General features: G+C 72.8%; 15 protein-coding genes and 1 pseudogene. 10 read left to right on the top strand and 6 right to left on the bottom strand.

Features of this window, described 5'->3' with window-relative positions; genetic code table 11:
• Positions 1-187: 187 nt before the first annotated feature.
• On the bottom strand, positions 188-769 hold the full coding sequence (locus ACFWBT_RS34730; protein ID WP_385706949.1) for a TMEM165/GDT1 family protein: 582 nt from the start codon (positions 767-769) through the stop codon (positions 188-190).
• Between the two features lie 483 nt (positions 770-1,252).
• On the opposite strand from ACFWBT_RS34730, the gene ACFWBT_RS34725 reads away from it, so the two are divergent.
• The 5 genes from ACFWBT_RS34725 to ACFWBT_RS34705 all read left to right on the top strand — a co-directional run bounded on the left by ACFWBT_RS34725 (position 1,253) and on the right by ACFWBT_RS34705 (position 7,347).
• The gene (locus ACFWBT_RS34725; protein ID WP_385706948.1) at positions 1,253-1,897 is read left to right on the top strand and encodes an HNH endonuclease family protein; all 645 of its coding nucleotides are present in this window, start codon (positions 1,253-1,255) and stop codon (positions 1,895-1,897) included.
• Between the two features lie 166 nt (positions 1,898-2,063).
• A complete protein-coding gene (locus tag ACFWBT_RS34720; protein ID WP_385706947.1) occupies positions 2,064-3,731 on the top strand; it encodes an alkaline phosphatase D family protein in 1,668 nt (555 codons plus the stop codon).
• A 263-nt stretch (positions 3,732-3,994) separates the two neighbouring features.
• Positions 3,995-5,869 carry an FAD/NAD(P)-binding protein gene (locus ACFWBT_RS34715; protein WP_385706950.1) on the top strand — a complete coding sequence of 625 codons (1,875 nt, stop codon included), beginning with the start codon at positions 3,995-3,997 and terminating at the stop codon, positions 5,867-5,869.
• A gap of 85 nt (positions 5,870-5,954) precedes the next feature.
• Entirely contained in the window at positions 5,955-6,410 is a 456-nt protein-coding gene (locus ACFWBT_RS34710; RefSeq protein WP_385706946.1) for a DoxX family protein, read from the top strand.
• A gap of 304 nt (positions 6,411-6,714) precedes the next feature.
• The gene (locus tag ACFWBT_RS34705; protein WP_385706945.1) at positions 6,715-7,347 is read left to right on the top strand and encodes a DedA family protein; all 633 of its coding nucleotides are present in this window, start codon (positions 6,715-6,717) and stop codon (positions 7,345-7,347) included.
• Positions 7,348-7,360: 13 nt separating this feature from the next.
• Here the strand turns inward: ACFWBT_RS34705 and ACFWBT_RS34700 are convergent, their stop codons facing one another.
• Positions 7,361-7,591 carry a DUF2277 domain-containing protein gene (locus tag ACFWBT_RS34700; protein ID WP_266758234.1) on the bottom strand — a complete coding sequence of 77 codons (231 nt, stop codon included), beginning with the start codon at positions 7,589-7,591 and terminating at the stop codon, positions 7,361-7,363.
• A 102-nt stretch (positions 7,592-7,693) separates the two neighbouring features.
• On the opposite strand from ACFWBT_RS34700, the gene ACFWBT_RS34695 reads away from it, so the two are divergent.
• A complete protein-coding gene (locus ACFWBT_RS34695; RefSeq protein ID WP_385706944.1) occupies positions 7,694-8,467 on the top strand; it encodes an MBL fold metallo-hydrolase in 774 nt (257 codons plus the stop codon).
• 142 nt (positions 8,468-8,609) lie between these two features.
• The gene (locus ACFWBT_RS34690) at positions 8,610-9,524 is read left to right on the top strand and encodes a ketopantoate reductase family protein (protein WP_385706943.1); all 915 of its coding nucleotides are present in this window, start codon (positions 8,610-8,612) and stop codon (positions 9,522-9,524) included.
• Between the two features lie 209 nt (positions 9,525-9,733).
• On the opposite strand, the gene ACFWBT_RS34685 is transcribed toward ACFWBT_RS34690, so the two are convergent.
• The 4 genes and pseudogenes from ACFWBT_RS34685 to ACFWBT_RS34670 form a co-directional block, all read right to left on the bottom strand.
• Positions 9,734-10,648, bottom strand: coding sequence for a LysR family transcriptional regulator (locus tag ACFWBT_RS34685; RefSeq protein WP_385706942.1), 915 nt, complete (start codon positions 10,646-10,648; stop codon positions 9,734-9,736).
• A 38-nt stretch (positions 10,649-10,686) separates the two neighbouring features.
• A complete protein-coding gene (locus ACFWBT_RS34680; protein ID WP_385706941.1) occupies positions 10,687-11,274 on the bottom strand; it encodes a hydrolase in 588 nt (195 codons plus the stop codon).
• A gap of 183 nt (positions 11,275-11,457) precedes the next feature.
• A pseudogene (locus tag ACFWBT_RS34675) lies at positions 11,458-12,066 on the bottom strand (MFS transporter); the annotation flags it as partial.
• A gap of 8 nt (positions 12,067-12,074) precedes the next feature.
• Positions 12,075-12,539 (bottom strand): MarR family winged helix-turn-helix transcriptional regulator, encoded by a 465-nt coding sequence (locus ACFWBT_RS34670; RefSeq protein WP_385706940.1) that lies wholly within the window; start codon positions 12,537-12,539, stop codon positions 12,075-12,077.
• A 197-nt stretch (positions 12,540-12,736) separates the two neighbouring features.
• On the opposite strand from ACFWBT_RS34670, the gene ACFWBT_RS34665 reads away from it, so the two are divergent.
• The 3 genes from ACFWBT_RS34665 (at position 12,737) to ACFWBT_RS34655 (ending at position 15,609) form a co-directional block, all read left to right on the top strand.
• Positions 12,737-13,069 (top strand): hypothetical protein, encoded by a 333-nt coding sequence (locus ACFWBT_RS34665; protein WP_385706939.1) that lies wholly within the window; start codon positions 12,737-12,739, stop codon positions 13,067-13,069.
• Positions 13,070-13,203: 134 nt separating this feature from the next.
• Positions 13,204-13,365 carry a hypothetical protein gene (locus ACFWBT_RS34660; protein WP_385706938.1) on the top strand — a complete coding sequence of 54 codons (162 nt, stop codon included), beginning with the start codon at positions 13,204-13,206 and terminating at the stop codon, positions 13,363-13,365.
• A 60-nt stretch (positions 13,366-13,425) separates the two neighbouring features.
• Positions 13,426-15,609 carry an FG-GAP repeat domain-containing protein gene (locus ACFWBT_RS34655; RefSeq protein WP_385706937.1) on the top strand — a complete coding sequence of 728 codons (2,184 nt, stop codon included), beginning with the start codon at positions 13,426-13,428 and terminating at the stop codon, positions 15,607-15,609.
• Positions 15,610-15,657 lie beyond the last annotated feature (48 nt).

Here is a 15,657-nt window from a genome sequence, read left to right as displayed (position 1 = left end):
GTACATCCCTATGTCCGTCGCTTACGTGCGGATCGAGCAGCAGTTCGCACAGGTAGCCCACGTCTGATCCAGCGGCGACGGACTGGGATGTACCGGCACGGCCCCGACCCACCCACCGGACCCCACGCGCCACCAGACCCCACGCGCGAGGCGAGCGCGAGCGCACCCGCGAGGTCAGCCCGCGAGGTCAGCCCGCGACAGCCTCGTACAGGCTCCAGACCCCCAGCCCCAGCATCAGCACCGCTGCCACCTTGGTGATCAACGACAACGGCACCCGCTTCATCAGCGCCTTGCCGCCCACGATCCCCAGCCCCGCGACAGCCCACAGCGCCAGCACCGCACCGAGTCCCACCGACAGCGGATCGTCGTACCGCGCGGCGAGGTTCGCCGTCATGATCTGCGTGAGGTCACCGAACTCGGCGACGAGGATGAGCATGAAGCCCGCCCCGGAGACCTTCCAGAAGCTCTGGTTCTCCGGCTTGCGGATCTCCTCCTCGTCCTCGTCCTTCTTCATCAGCAGCACCGCGGCACCGCCAAGGAACAGCACACCGGTGAGCGCGTGCACGATCTGCTGCGGCAGCAGCGTCAGGACACTGCCCGCCGCGACGGCGAGCGCCACATGGACGGCGAAGGCGGCGGCGACGCCGGCGAAGACGTACGAGGCGCGGTAGCGCGTGCCGAGGACGAGGCCGGCGAGGGCGGTCTTGTCCGGCAGCTCGGCAAGGAAGACGACACCGAAGACGAGCGCCATCACGCTGAAGCTGATCAAAATTCCTCAATCGGTCGGGCTGCCCCGCCGAGAGTGTTGCGACTGCGCGTGCTGTGACTGCGCGACACCTCGGCACGGCAGCACACAGCGACACCCGCACCGGGCGGCGCGGGCAGAAGCACCCACGCCGGAAGGGCCCGGCACGGGCAAGTGCACTGCTTGCCGAAGGTCTCGCTGGCCGGCCTCGTGGAACGAGGCCTGCCTCCGGGCGCCGGCTCAGACGAGCTGAGCAGTATGTCGACGGTCCGGCGAAGAGCTACTCCCCTTCTGCGCCGTCCATAGTACGTGACCCCCGCAGCGGCCCCACAGGGCCGAAAGTCCCCCGGGCCGGGAATCCCGCGGAACACGAAAGTTCTGTCATGAACCTTGTTATGTCATGTACGTGTCACTAACTTCTAACCGCGCACTTACCTCCCGGCAATACGACGCCGCGAGCATTCGTTCGCTCGCTCTCCAACACCCCCCCACTCCAAGGGAGTTCGCATGCCAAAGGTCTACGCGCGTCGACGGCTGAGCATACTCGCAGCCATCACGGGCCTCATAGCCATGGCCAGTGTTTTCAATGGCCCGACCGCCTCCGCCGCCCTCCCCACCCCGGTCAGCGCGGCCACCGCCCGCACCTACCTCGCGTCCCTCACCGTCGCGACGGAGAACCGCACCGGGTACAACCGCGACCTCTTCCCCCACTGGATCACCATCTCCGGCGCCTGCAACACCCGCGAGACGGTCCTGAAGCGCGACGGCAGCGGCGTCGTCACCGACTCCGCCTGTGCCTCCACCAGCGGCAGCTGGTACTCGGTCTATGACGGCGCCACCTGGACGGCCGCCTCCGACCTCGACATCGACCACCTCGTACCGCTCGCCGAGGCATGGGACTCCGGCGCCTCCGCCTGGACCACCGCCCAGCGCCAGGCCTTCGCCAACGACCTCACCCGCCCCCAGCTCATCGCCGTCACCGACAACGTGAACCAGGCCAAGGGCGACCAGGACCCGGCCACCTGGATGCCCTCGCGCACCGCGTACGCGTGCACCTACGTCCGCGCCTGGGTCCAGGTGAAGTACTACTACAACCTCAAGGTCGACTCCGCGGAGAAGTCCAAGCTGACCTCGGTCCTGAGCGGCTGCTGACCCGCGCCGCCCCACCCACCGGCGGCCGCCGGTCCCCCACGGTCGGCGGCCTCCGGTCCCCCGGGTTCCGGACATCGCCCCCACGGTGTTCACCACGGTTTCCGGAATCTCCCCACCGACCTCCGTCGTTCCGTACCGTACGGGGCGACGGAGGAAGGGGATCATCATGGCGGAACTGCGCCTGGGACCGCTGCTGAGGTACGTGGACGGTTCGTCGGCGACTTTCTGGGTCGAGGCGAGCCGCCCGTGCACCGCCGAGGTGCGCTGCGCGGACGGCTCCCGCGGACAGGCCCGTACGTTCCAGATCGCGGGCCACCACTACGCGCTGGTGCCGGTGAGCGGACTGACCCCGGGCACGGTCACCGCGTACGAGGTCCTGCTGGACGACACGACCGTCTGGCCCCTGCCCGGCTCGTCCTTCCCCCCGTCGGCCGTCCGCACCCCCGCGGGCGACGACCCCGCCGTCCGCGTCACCTTCGGCTCCTGCCGCTGGGCGGCACCGCCCGCGGACGAGAAGGACCCGGTCGGGCCGGACGCCCTGGACACCCTCGCCGCCCGGATCGCCGCGGCCCCGGACGGCGAACGCCCGGACGTGCTGCTGCTGCTGGGCGACCAGGTGTACGCGGACGAGGTCTCGGACGCGACCCGTGCGTGGATCGCCGCGCGGCGGGGCCTGGCGGATCCCCCTGGCCATCAGGTCGCGGACTACGAGGAATACACCCACCTCTACTACGAATCATGGCTCGACCCCGAGATCCGCTGGCTGCTGTCCACGGTGCCCAGCTGCATGATCTTCGACGACCACGACGTCATCGACGACTGGAACACCAGCGCGGCCTGGCTCGAGGAGATCCGGGGGACCGCGTGGTGGCGCGAGCGGGTGCTGAGCGGTCTGATGTCGTACTGGGTCCACCAGCACCTCGGCAACCTCTCGCCCGGCGAGCTCGCCGGGGACCTGCTGTACGCCGCCGTGCGCGAGACACCCGACGGCACGGACGTGCTGCGCGCCTTCGCCGCCCGGGCCGACGCCGACCCGGCCTCGGTCCGCTGGAGCTACCGCCGCGACTTCGGCCGGACCCGGGTCCTGATGCTCGACACCCGCTCGGCCCGCGTCCTGGACGAGCGGCACCGCGCGATGCTCGATCCCGGGGAGGCGGCCTGGCTGCGCGAACAGGCCCTGGACGCCCCGGAATCCCGCGACCATCTCCTGATCGGCACCTCCCTGCCCTGGCTGCTGCCCCCGCTGATCCATCAGGCCGAGACATGGGACGCCGTGCTGTGCCGGGGCGAACGCGGCGCTCGATGGGCGCGGTTCGGCGAGCGGCTGCGCCGCGGGGCCGATCTGGAGCACTGGGCGGCCTTCCCGGAGTCGTTCGAGGAACTGGCCGAGTTGATCGCCGAGGCCGGGTCGGGAGAGCACGCGCCGGCGACGGTGTGCGTGCTGTCGGGAGACGTGCACCACGCCTACGTCGCCGAGCCGGTCTGGGCCGACCCCGCCCGGCAGCCCGCCGCTCGGGTTCTCCAGCTGACCTGCTCCCCCGTCCACAACTCCATCCCGCTCTCGATACGGCTCGGCTTCCGCTTCGGCTGGAGCCGCCCGGCACGGCTGCTCGGCGGGCTCCTCGCCCGGCACGGCCGCCGCGGGCGCCCGTCGGTCGACTGGCGGAAGGCCGGCGGCCCTTGGTTCGGCAATCAGCTGATGACCCTGACGCTGCACGGCCGTTCGGCCGCGCTGCGCCTCGAACAGGCACAGGAGGCGCGAGGCGGAGACGGCCGCGCGGGGGGAGCCGCCCGGCTGACGACAGTGGAGGAGTCCGCAATCGCCCCGCAATAGGGCCATTCCCCCTGGTTGTTGCGCGTGTCCTCACCCGATGGACGTGAGGCGTCCCACACCCGGTGCCGATCACGCGCCCCGGGGCTCGGCCCGCGCGGCACCCGACGGCATGATGAGGCGGACCGTCCGCTTCCAGTAGGCGGTCCGCCGCCCTGCGCCCCCCACGCCCGGGAGTCACATCCTTGTCCGCAGAGCCCTCCCCCCAGTGCTCCGCCGCCCTCGCACCGCAGAGGTCCTCGTGCCCCGCCGGGCCCCACGCCTCCGTGGCCCTGGTCGGCGCGGGCCCGCGGGGCACCAGCGTCCTGGAGCGCCTCTGCGCCTCCGCGCCCGAACTCCTCGCACCGGGCGGCCGGTTGACGGTCCATGTCGTCGATCCGGACCCGCCGGGACCCGGCCGCGTCTGGCGCACCGCGCAGTCCCCGCATCTGCTGATGAACACCGTGGCCTCGCAGGTGACCCTGTTCACCGACGAGAGCGTGGACTGTTCGGGGCCGGTCCGCCCGGGGCCGAGCCTTCACGCGTGGGCGGGCGGCGCAGTCGGCCCGGACGCCTATCCCACCCGCGCCCAGTACGGCCGCTATCTGGAGTGGGTCTTCGGCGAGGTGGTGCGCGGGGCCCCGCCCGAGGTGCGCGTCGAGGTGCACACCGCCCGCGCGCTCCGGCTCACGGACGAACCGGACGGCCGCCAGGCACTCGTCCTGTCCACCGGCCGCGCCCTGGCGGGGCTCTCCGCCGTGGTCCTCGCGCAGGGCCATCTGCCGGTGCTCCCGGACCCGGCGGAGCGGCGCCTGACCGCGTACGCCGGGCGGCACGGCCTGCGCCACGTTCCGCCGGCCAACCCCGCCGACGTCGACCTCTCCCCTCTCGCCCCGGGCGAGCCGGTCCTGTTGCGCGGCCTCGGGCTCAACTTCTTCGACCACACGGCCCTGTTGACGACCGGGCGCGGCGGCCGCTTCGTCCGGGCGGGCGGCGGCCTGCGCTATCTGCCCTCGGGCGACGAGCCGCGTCTGTACGCCGGCTCCCGGCGGGGCGTCCCGTACCAGGCCCGCGGCGACAACGCGAAGGGGCCGTACGGCCGTCATGTGCCGCTGGTCCTGACCGACGAGGTGATCTCCCGCTTCCGCAAGCGCGCGGACTCCGGTGAGGCGCCGGACTTCCTGCGCGAGATATGGCCGTTGGTCGCCAAGGAGGTGGAATCGGTCTACTACGGGAGCCTGTTGGCGCGTTCCGGGCGGGGCGGCGATTCCGTCGATTTCCGGACCCGCTTCCTCGCCGTCCCGCACCGCGATCCCGAAGAGGCCGGCCTCCTGGACGAGTTCGGCGTCGCGGACACCGAGCGCTGGTCCTGGGACCGGATGGCGCACCCGTACGCGGGGCAGGCCTTCCCCAGTCCCGGCGGCTGGCGGGAGTGGCTGCTCGGCCATCTGCGGCAGGACGCCGCGCAGGCCGCGCTCGGCAATGTGGACGGGCCGCAGAAGGCAGCCCTGGACGTGCTGCGGGATCTGCGCAACGAGCTGCGCCGGATCGTGGATCACCGCGGGCTGAAGGGCGACTCGCGCCGGGCCCATCTGGACCGCTGGTACACACCGTTGAACGCCTTCCTCTCCATCGGCCCGCCCCGGCGGCGCATCGAGGAGCTGGCCGCGCTGATCGAGGCGGGCGTCGTGGAGGTGCTCGGTCCGCGGCTCGGCGTGCGGGCCGAGGACGGGGCATGGGTGGCGCACTCGCCCGATGTGCCGGGGTCGGCCGTCCGCGCGACGACGCTCGTGGAGGCACGGCTACCGGAACCGGATGTGCGACGGACCGCGGACGAACTCCTGGCCGGGCTGGTGAGCACGGGGCAGTGCCGCCCGCACACCGTCGACGGCTACGAGACCGGGGGGCTGGACGTCACACCGCGGCCCTATCGCCTGATCAGCCGTCAGGGCCGCCCGCACGCACGGCGGTTCGCGTTCGGGGTGCCCACGGAGGGCGTGCACTGGGTGACCGCGGCGGGCGCCCGGCCCGGAGTGGATTCGGTCACGCTTTCGGACGCCGACGCCGTGGCGCGAGCCGCGCTACGTGCGGCGACGACCGAAACGGAACGACAAACGGAAGACCGGCCATGGCTGAATGTTGAACTTGCAAGCATAGATTAGGGACACCTAACCTTGGTGGCTCACTCGGTTCCGTCCCACGGTCCGGCCCTGCCCGGACCGAACCAGACCGAAGGAGTTCCCCCACATGACCGGACGCCTCAACAGCGCCCAGCCGTACGCCATCGCCCTGTTCCGCATCGTCGTCGGCCTGCTCTTCGCCGCGCACGGCGCCGCCTCGCTCTTCGGCGTGCTCGGCGGCGCGATCGGCACCGACGGCGGCACCATCGACGCGGGCACCTGGCCCGGCTGGTACGCAGCCGTCATCCAACTCGTCGCCGGAGCGCTCGTGCTCCTCGGCCTCGGCACCCGCGCCGCCGCGTTCATCGCCTCGGGCTCGATGGCGTACGCCTACTTCGACGTCCACCAGTCGGCGGCCCTGTGGCCGATCCAGAACGGCGGCGAGCTCTCCGCACTGTTCTGCTGGACCATGCTCCTGCTCGTCTTCACGGGCTCCGGCGCGCTCGGCCTCGACCGGCTGCTCGCCGCCCGTACCTCCCCGGCCGCCGAGGACCAGCGCGCCTCGGAGCCCGTCACCGCCTGACCCCCGCACGAGAGCGCCCGCCTCCCGCCCACGGAGGCGGGCGCCCGCGCGTCCGGACGGGCCCCGCCCCCGTCCACGCGCCGCTCACCCGGGCCCGCATCCATGTCCATAGCGGACATCCGAGTCGCGTACGCCGTACCGGAGCGTGCGGGGGCGTGAACGTGATGTGATCGACATCTGCGGCCCCAGCGGATCTCCTGTCACACCCGCGGCGTACGCTGCATGGCTGTCACACGACGCCCCGCCACTCCTCCGCGAGTCGCGGCGCGGTCGTGTCCACGGGGGATAGCGGGGGAGAGTTTCGGTGCTGGAGAGTGTGGGGTCGCTGACAGGCAGCCCGTGGATCTACGCGGCGGTCGTCGTGTCCGTCCTTCTTGATGTGTTCCTGCCGGTGCTGCCGAGCGGGGTCCTGGTGATCGCGGCGGCGACGGCCGCGGCGGGCTCCGCCACCGGCGCCGTTCCGCACGCCGTGCCCGACATCCTGGTGCTCACCCTCTGCGCGGCCACGGCCTCCGTCTTCGGCGACATGGCGGCGTACCGTCTCGCCTGGCGCGGCGGCGACCGCCTGGACCGCGCGATCGCCCGCTCCCGCCGCCTGACCAGGGCGCAGGAACGTCTCGGCGAGGTCCTGGCGCGTGGCGGCGGGGCCCGCGGCGTGCTGGTCGTCGTCGCCCGTTTCGCACCGGCCGGCCGCTCGGTCGTCTCGCTCGGCGCGGGCGCGGCGCACCGCCGGGTCCGCGAGTTCCTGCCCTGGTCCGTCCTCGCGGGACTGGCCTGGGCCGGGTACAGCGTCGCCCTCGGCTACTTCGGCGGCCAGTGGCTGGGCGCCACCTGGCTCGCGACGGGCGTCTCCTTCGGAGCGCTGTTCGCCGCGGGAGCGGGCGCGGCCTACCTCGTGCGCCGCCCCACGGGACGGCAGCCGGCCACCGGCGGCTGAGCCGCCGGCCGCGCTATCCGGCGCGCTGGGCCGCCGCCCCGCGCACCTCCAGGCTGTCCAGCAGTTCGGCCGTGGCCGCCGTCACCGCCTCGACGGCACGGTCGAAGACCTCACGGTTGTGGGCGGCCGGGGCACGGAACCCGGAGACCTTGCGGACGTACTGCAGAGCGGCGGCACGGATCTCCTCCTCGGTGGCTTCCTCGGGGATCGCGGGCGGACGAAGCGTCTTGATGCTGCGGCACATGACTCCAGTCTCGCGCGTACGGCGCCGTCATGGTCACTTCTCACGGAAGCGGGCCGCCGCGGCCGGGGAATACCGTCGCCGACGCGGTGGATTGAGCAGAGCATGACCTCAGTGGAGATCACTTACGTCGGCGGCCCCACCGCCCTCATCGCGATCGGCGGCCTGCGGCTTCTCACCGATCCGACCTTCGACGCTCCCGGCGAGTACCCCGTCGGCGCACGCAAGCTGGTGAAGACCGCGGGGCCCGCGCTGCGGGCCGAGGAGCTCGGCCCGGTCGACGCCGTCCTGCTCTCCCACGACCAGCACCCGGACAACCTGGACACGTCCGGGCGCGGGTATCTCCAGGGCGCCCCGGTGACGCTGTCGACGGCGTCGGCGTACGAGCGGATCGGCGCGCCCGTACGGGCCGTGCGCCCCTGGGAGTCCGTCGAACTGGCGCGTCCTCACGGCGGAGCGCTGCGCGTGACGGCCGTCCCGGCGCGGCACGGCCCCGATGGCTCGCTGCCTCTCGTGGGCGAGGTGACCGGCTTCGTGCTGTCCGGGGAGGGGCTGCCCCGGGTGTACGTGAGCGGCGACAACGCCTCCCTGGACGTCGTACGGGAGATCGCGGGCCGGGAGGGGCCCTTCGACGTGGCGGTGCTGTTCGCGGGGGCGGCGCGCACGCCGTTGGTGCCGGACGCTCCGCTGACCCTGACCAGCGAGGACGCGGCCCGGGCGGCGGAGATCCTCGGCGCCGAGCGGGTCGTCCCGCTGCACTTCGAGCACTGGGGGCACTTCACCCAGGACGGTTCGACCCTGACGAAGGCCTTCGCGGAGGCCGGTCTCACGGACCGGCTGCGCCTGCCGGAACCGGGAGCCTCGGTACGGGTGCCGTAGCGGCGCACCCCGTCCCCTCCTCGCAACACCCAAGCGAATCCTTGGATTTGGGCAAGCTTCTCCGAGGATTGACTCGGGTGACCGCCGCTTGTGATCATCACCGGGGCCCCGCTCGGGGTCACGCCGAGAGGAGCGGGGACATATGGCGAACGACCGGCCGACGGTGGCGGTGCTGGGTCCGGGCGGTATCGGCGGGCTGCTCGCCGCGCTCCTGGCCCGCGCCGGCCACCGGGTGATCTGCCTCGCCGGGGACGAGACCGCGCGGACGCTGGCCGCGGACGGCATCGAGGTGCGCAGCGGCCACTTCGGCGACTTCACGGCGCGGGTGGAGGCGGACACCGAGCTGCGCGAGCCGGTCGACGTGTGCCTGATCGCGGTCAAGGCGACGGCCCTGGGCGCCGCCCTGGAGCGTGTCCCGGCGAAGGCCCTGGGCGAGGAGGGTCTGCTCGTGCCGCTCCTGAACGGCGTCGAGCACCCGGCACTGCTGCGCGAGCGCTACCGCCCCGAGCAGGTGGCCCCCGCGGTGATCCGCGTGGAGTCGACGCGGATCGCGCCCGGGGTGATCGAGCACGGCAGCCCGTTCGCCGAGGTCGATCTGACCGGCGACACGGTGCCCCTGGCGCGGGTCGACGCGCTCGCCGGGGCCCTGGAGTGGGCCGGGGTGCGGGCCCGGGTCCAGGACGGCGAGGCGGCGACACTCTGGGCGAAGATGTCGTTCCTCGCCCCGTTCGCGCTGCTGACGACGCGGTACGGGGTGCCGGTGGGCGACGTACGCACGCTGCACCGCGAGGAGTTGACCGCTCTCGTCGAGGAGACGGCGGCGGTCGGCCGCGCGTGCGGTGCCCCGGTCGACGCGGCGGCCGCCCTCGCCCGCTACGACGCCTTCCCCGCGGGCACCAAGTCCTCCATGCAGCGCGACGCCGAGGCGGGCCGCACGCTCGAACTCGACGCCATCGGCGGTGCGTTGCTGCGGGCGGCGGAGCGGTCCGGGGTGCCGGTACCGGTGGCGAGCGCGCTGGTGCGGGAGCTGACACCGGCCGTCGGAACGGACACCTGAAGGCGGGGCGACGCCGGATGCCGTCCACGGCTCACGGGACCGGGGCGGCGGTCGACGACGTCCGGGCCTACGGGACCGGGTGGCGTCCGGCAGCGTCCCGGGCCGGTGGGATCCGGGCGGCGCCCGATGCCGTCCGGGGCCTACGGGACCGAGCGGCACCACCCGACGACATCCGGGGCATGCCTGGGCCTACGGGACCGGAACCGGCGTCAGTCCCCCGCCACGGTCCCGGCGCCGCCCGCGCGGTGCCGGGCCACCGTGTCGGCGAAGGCGTGCGCCGCGGGTGACAGGGCGTCCCACCGGCGCACCGCCCAGCCGACCGTGAGGGGCGGCAGGGCGGGTATCGGGAGGAAGCGGAGGCCGGGGCGGCCGGGGCCGCGCAGGCCGGGCAGGTCGGGGACGACGGCGTGGCCGAGGCCGAGTTCGGCGAGCAGGATCGCGGTGTCCCAGTCGGCGACGCTGGTGTCGGAGGTGCCCTGGGGTATCCCCAACTCCCGGTAGGCGACGTCGAGATGGGCGCGTGAGGTGGAGTTCTCGGGCAGCCCGACGATCCGCAGCCCGGCCAGCTCCTCCCCCTCGATCCGCTCCCGCCGGGCGAGTTCGTCGTCGGCGCGTACGGCGAGCACCCAGGGGAGTTCGGCGACGGGCCGCTGCTCGACCCCGCGCACGGGCGGTCCGAGGGTGATCCAGGCGAGGTCGAGGCCGTGGTCGGCGAGCGCCTCGAAGCAGCTCCGGCTGGAGCTCTCGGTCCGGAACTCCAGGCTCACCCGGGGATGGTGCCGCCGGAACTCGACCACGGCCTCGGCCATGAAGTGCCGCACGGTGGTGCCGCCGGTGGCGATGCGCACCGCCCCGCCGCCCCCGCGCGCCAGCTCGTCGAGCCGGCGCAGCGCGAGGTCGAGGCCGGCCATCCCGTCGGCGGCGGCCCGTTCGAGGACCCGCCCGGCGCCGGTGGGCACCACGCCCCGGGCCCGCCGCTCGACGAGCCCGACCCCGACCTCCCGTTCCAGCCGGCGTACGTGCTGGCTCACCGCCGACTGCGTACAGCCGAGCTCCCGGGCCACGGCGCTCAGGCTCCCGGCCCGGCAGACGGCGACGAACACGCGAAGATCATCCAGGGTCACGGACCCCAAGGTAGCGGCGGCCCGTCGGAGGCCTTCGTTCAGGCCCGCGTCTTGTCGAGCAGCTCGACGATCTCCTCGGTCGTGCCGGTCTCGCCGAGGCGGGGGAAGATCCGCTCGACGCTGTTGCGGTGCGTCTCGGGGTCGATGTCGGACATGGCGTCGGTGGCCAGGGTGACGTGGTAGCCGTGCTCGTGGGCGGCACGGGCGGAGGACTCCACGCCGATGCTGGTGGCGATGCCGGCCAGCACGATCTGGGTGATCCCGCGGCGGCGCAGCTGCAGGTCGAGGTCGGTGCCGTAGAAGGCGCCCCAGTTCCGCTTGGTCACGGTGATGTCCCCGGGGTGCCCGGCGAGTTCCTCGACGATGACGTCCCAGCCCTCCGGGAAGGCGCGGCCACGGCTCGGGCCGTCGATGCGGCCCCGGACGGCGTCCGCGCCGTCGGCGGCGGCGGTGACCCGTACGAGGACGACCGGGAGATCGTGACCGCGGAAGGCTTCGGCGAGCCGGACGGCCCGCGGCACGACGTCGGAGGCGGCGTGCGGGGCGAGGCCCGGGTTGCCGACGATGCCGTGCTGGAGGTCGATGAGGACGAGCGCGGTGCGGGGGTCGAGCGTGGTGACTGCCATGGTTCAGGCCTTTCGGGGGGTGAGATCGCGAAGGGATCGGTCGATGAGGGTCACCGCCAGGAGCAGCACGGCTCCGGCGAGCATGAAAAGGGCCAGCTGGTGCAGGCCGCCGGTGTCGGCGCCGTGCGTGAAGAAGGCAGCGTCGGCGGCGGAGGCCGCCATCGCGCCGAGGTAGGCCCCGACCTTCGGCAGCCGGAGCGCTCCGAGGACCAGACAGGCGAGCGACAGCGGCACGTTGACGAGGAAGATGGTGCGCCAGCCGCCCACGCCGATGAGCAGGCCGCCCAGGGTGGGCCCGACCACGGCGACGGTCTGGGCCGAGACCGCGAGCGCGGTCAGCACTCCGGCCGGGCTGTCCTGCCCGGTGCGTTCGGCCTCGCTCCGGGTCAGGTGCATGGCGGCGGGGTACGCGGCCGAGGTGCCGAATCCGAGCAGGACCCGGGCGGCGACCAGCGCGCCGAGGTTCGGGGAGAGGGCGCCGAGCGGTCCGGCGATGCCCACCGTCGCCGTACCGGCGAGGTAGAGGCGTCGCGGGCCGTACATGTCGACGAGCCGTCCGACGACGGGCTGCCCCACCGCGGTGGCGAGATACAGCCCGGAGACCAGCCAGGCGGTCTGCGCGGGAGGCGCTCCGAGGGCGCTGCCGATCGGCACCAACGCCACCGCGATCATGGAGGAGTTGACCGGGTTCAGCACGGGACCGAGGACCATCGGGGCGATCAGCCGACGGTCGAAGCGGTCGGGCGGGCGGCGGTGCGCGGGGGTGAGGCGCTGCCGGAACCGCTCCCGGATCGTGGGTATCACGGCCGGGTGAGCCGTTCCAGCAGGGCCATGGCCTCGATGACCGTCTGCCGCTCGTCCTCCGTGCAGCGCTCCTGGAAGGCCCGGGCGAGCCACTCGGAACGGGCCTGCCGGGTGCCTTCGACGCGCTCGCGCCCGGCGTCCGTGAGGGTGACCAGCTGCCGCCTGCCGTCCCCGGGGTCCGGGTTGCGCTGGATGAGTCCGTACTGGTCGAGGGCCGCGAGCGTGGCGGCCATCGACTGCGGGCGCACTCCTTCGGTCGCCGCCAGCGCGCTGGCCGTGGCGGCCCCGCTCTTGCTCACCAGGGTGAGCGCGGAGACCTGGGAGGGCGTGAGGTCCTGCGCCTCGGAGACCTCACGGATCCGCCGCCGGAGCAGGCTGAACGCGACCCGCAGATCCTGCGCGGCGCGGGCGGCGGAATCCGAGACGCCCGCGTCGGTCTGGTGGCTGCCGCTCTGATCCATACGGTCACCGTAAATTAAGCAGCCCAGACTGTCCAGTTCAGACTGCGCAGTTTGCCTGAACACTTCCGTCCCGGCACACGGCGCCACACGCCGGGGCGGCGCGTTTTTCCCCAGGTCAGAGGGGCCCGGAACACCCGTTCGCGTGAAGTCCCGGAAGGAACTCGCATCACAAAATCGAACAGGCGTAGCATTGCCGCGTGGCTGCGACCTATGACTTTCCGAGTGACCTCCTCGCCGGTCAGGAGGAGCTGCATCAGGTCCGGGCCGAGCTACTGGCCCTGCTGAAACGACTCCCCTGGTCGGTGGAACCGCTGGACGGTTTCAGCGACACCGGCGGCTGGCGCAAGGTGGAACGCCCCGCCTCCCCCGGCTGGACCGACGACGAACAGGCCGAGGTCGAGAAGCTCCGGCAGCGCGAACGCGAGCTCGCCGTGTTCGTCTCCGGCCACCGCTTCTGGTCGGAGGTCACCGCTCCGGAGAAGGTCGACGCACGGATGCGGCTGAAGCACACGCGCGAGACCCCGGCATAGGCGCGCGGGGCCCTCCATGGGCGCGCGAGAACTTTCCATGAGCGCGCGCGAGACCCGGCCATGAAGGCATGGGCCCCGTCCGGCGAGCATCCGTGAGACACCGTCACGAACATGCGTCAAGCACCGTCACGAACATGCGTGAGACACCGTCACAAGGCGGCGCCCGTCGGGTCCCCCAGCGCGGCGGCCCGCAGGCGGCCCTCGTCTTCGAAGCGGATGTCGTCGAAGTGGACGTCGCCGCGCGCTGGTCCCCCGGCACGACCTGGGCACGAACCGGGGCACACCCATTTTCGTGATCTTGGCTGATATACGCTGCGACTACTTTCATGAGATCAAAGCCCGGGGGGGCCTTCCACATGATCATGCAGTCGCGCGCGCTCCTGGGGAGCGCGCTGGTTCCCGTGCTCGCGCTGGCGGTCACCGTGCCGAGCGCGCACGCGGCTCCGTCCGCCGCCGCCGGCACCGCCACCACCTCCGCGGTCGCCGTCGGACTCGGCCCGTGGAGCGCGCCGAAGCAACTTCCCGGTGTCACCGGGGTGATCGACCTCCAGTCGGCCCGCAACGGCACCCTGGTGGGACTCTTCGAGCAGGGTGGCAAGACCGTGCTCTCCGTCAGGCCCGCGGGCAGCACCGCGTGGCAGTCGACCGAGCCCGCGCCCGGCGCCACACTCCACCGCACGGACGACGGCGCGCTCACGCTCCTGTGGTGGGAGAAGACCGCCGACGCAACGACCGCCGCGCTGCGGATGTCCCGGCTGGCGCCCGACGCCACCGCCTTCGGTCCCGCCCAGGTCGTCGCGAAGGGCACATCGGCGACCGACGGCTACTACCGGGGAACGCGCGTCACCGCCGTCGCGGCCGACGCCACGGGCCGCCAGGCCGTGGCCTGGATGGACAAGGACCACCGGCTGACCGTGGTCGAGCGCTCGGGTCCGACGGGCACCTGGTCCGCGCCCGTGGTCCTCGACCGGCTCCCGGAGCCGATCGTCCGGCCCGACAACGTCTACGACTACCACCTGCGGGATCTGCGCCTCGCCGTCGCCAAGGACGGCGCCCTGGGGCTGATCTGGGGCGGCGACAGTTACTACACGGGTGACGGGGTCGACCCGGACCCGACGGCGTACCAGTGGCACTACAAGTACCTGGAGAAGCCCGCCGGGGCGGCGTCCTGGACGGCGCCGCGGGATCTGCCGCAACTGGGCGAGAAGCCCCGGCTGGTCACGCTCGCCGCCCACCCGCAGGGCGGGTTCCAGCTGCTCTCCTTCAACAACTACGCCCGCAAACCGGCCGGGGCCGCGAACTGGGGTCCGGCCGAGAGCACCGGGATCTACGCGAACGGTTCCCAGCCCGCCGAGCTGCTCACGGCCCCGAACGGCGATGTCACGGCGGTCGGTTCAGGGGCGAGCGGCCCGGCCGTCGCCACGCGCCTCGCCGCCGGGGGCGGCTGGAAGGCCCGGCAGGATCTGGCCGGGTCCACCGAGGACGACTCGTTCGGCAGCACGCGGACCGCGGACGGCTCACTGGTCGTCACGTACACGCAGAAGCGATTCGTCTCCAGCCGCACGGTCCGCCGCGACTTCGTCGCCCAGACGGTGGGGGTCGGCAGCGTCTCCAAGCCGCGCACCCTGAACTCCCTGACGGACGGGACCACCAGCGCGGGCCGGGTCGCCACCGACGACAAGGGACGCCCGGTGGCCGTCTGGACCCAGTCGGCAGCCGACGGCTCCTCGCGGGCCGCGTTCACCTCGACCACGTCCACCCGGTCCCTGCCCAAGTGGCACGACTACGCCGACAGCACCCGCTCGGACATCCTGGGCACGGGTCGCAGCGACACGATGAACCTGCTCACGCAGGACACCGCCAACCCCCTCCGCACCTTCCAGGCGCGCCCCTGGGCGGACGAGACCCGGCTCGTGCCGTTCGGCGACTTCGACGGGAACCGCTGCAACGACCTCGTCGTGCGACTGCCCGGCGGCGAGACCCGTCTCTACACCCCCGTGTGCGGCGGACTGCCCACGCCCGACTCCGCCTACCGGCGCCTGTCCCGGGACTGGAGCGCCTACAACACCCTGCTCTCCAGCGGCGACCAGACCGGCGACGGCCGCCCGGACCTGCTGGCCCGCAACGCGGCCTCCGGCGATCTCTACCTCTACGCCCACAACGGCACCGACGGCTTCCTGCCGCGCGTGAAGATCCGCTCCGCCTGGGCCGGCTACAAGCGCGTCATCGGCGCCGGCGACCTCAACGGCGACGGCCTCGGTGACGTCCTCGCCCTCGACAGCTCCGGGAAGCTCTGGCGCTACGACGGCACCCGCACCGGGAAGCTCAAGGACCGCGTCCAGGTCTTCAAGGACTGGGGCCGCAGCTACAAGGACGTCATCGGCGCCGGGGACATCGACGGCGACGGCAAGAACGACCTCGTCTCCCGCGACACCTCCGACAACCTCTGGCTCAACGCGGGGACCGGCACCGGCACCTTCAAGAACCGCGTCCAGGCCGGAGACTCGACGTACTGGAAGACATGGGCGTCACTCGCCTGATCCGCGCCCACCAGGACGAAGACCCCCAGCCGGTCACGGCTGGGGGTC

Origin of the sequence: Streptomyces sp. NPDC060027 (assembly GCF_042737005.1) — a bacterium.
Classification (GTDB): Bacteria; Actinomycetota; Actinomycetes; order Streptomycetales; family Streptomycetaceae; genus Streptomyces.
This window is presented reverse-complemented; position numbering and strand designations above follow the sequence as displayed.

Coding starts and splice junctions, on each gene's coding strand:
- ACFWBT_RS34725 (WP_385706948.1), top strand. CDS start 1,253: ATGCCAAAGGTCTACGCGCGTCGACGGCTGAGCATACTCGCAGCCATC.
- ACFWBT_RS34720 (WP_385706947.1), top strand. CDS start 2,064: ATGGCGGAACTGCGCCTGGGACCGCTGCTGAGGTACGTGGACGGTTCG.
- ACFWBT_RS34710 (WP_385706946.1), top strand. CDS start 5,955: ATGACCGGACGCCTCAACAGCGCCCAGCCGTACGCCATCGCCCTGTTC.
- ACFWBT_RS34700 (WP_266758234.1), bottom strand. CDS start 7,591: ATGTGCCGCAGCATCAAGACGCTTCGTCCGCCCGCGATCCCCGAGGAA.
- ACFWBT_RS34695 (WP_385706944.1), top strand. CDS start 7,694: ATGACCTCAGTGGAGATCACTTACGTCGGCGGCCCCACCGCCCTCATC.
- ACFWBT_RS34690 (WP_385706943.1), top strand. CDS start 8,610: ATGGCGAACGACCGGCCGACGGTGGCGGTGCTGGGTCCGGGCGGTATC.
- ACFWBT_RS34680 (WP_385706941.1), bottom strand. CDS start 11,274: ATGGCAGTCACCACGCTCGACCCCCGCACCGCGCTCGTCCTCATCGAC.
- ACFWBT_RS34670 (WP_385706940.1), bottom strand. CDS start 12,539: ATGGATCAGAGCGGCAGCCACCAGACCGACGCGGGCGTCTCGGATTCC.
- ACFWBT_RS34660 (WP_385706938.1), top strand. CDS start 13,204: ATGCGTGAGACACCGTCACAAGGCGGCGCCCGTCGGGTCCCCCAGCGC.
- ACFWBT_RS34655 (WP_385706937.1), top strand. CDS start 13,426: ATGATCATGCAGTCGCGCGCGCTCCTGGGGAGCGCGCTGGTTCCCGTG.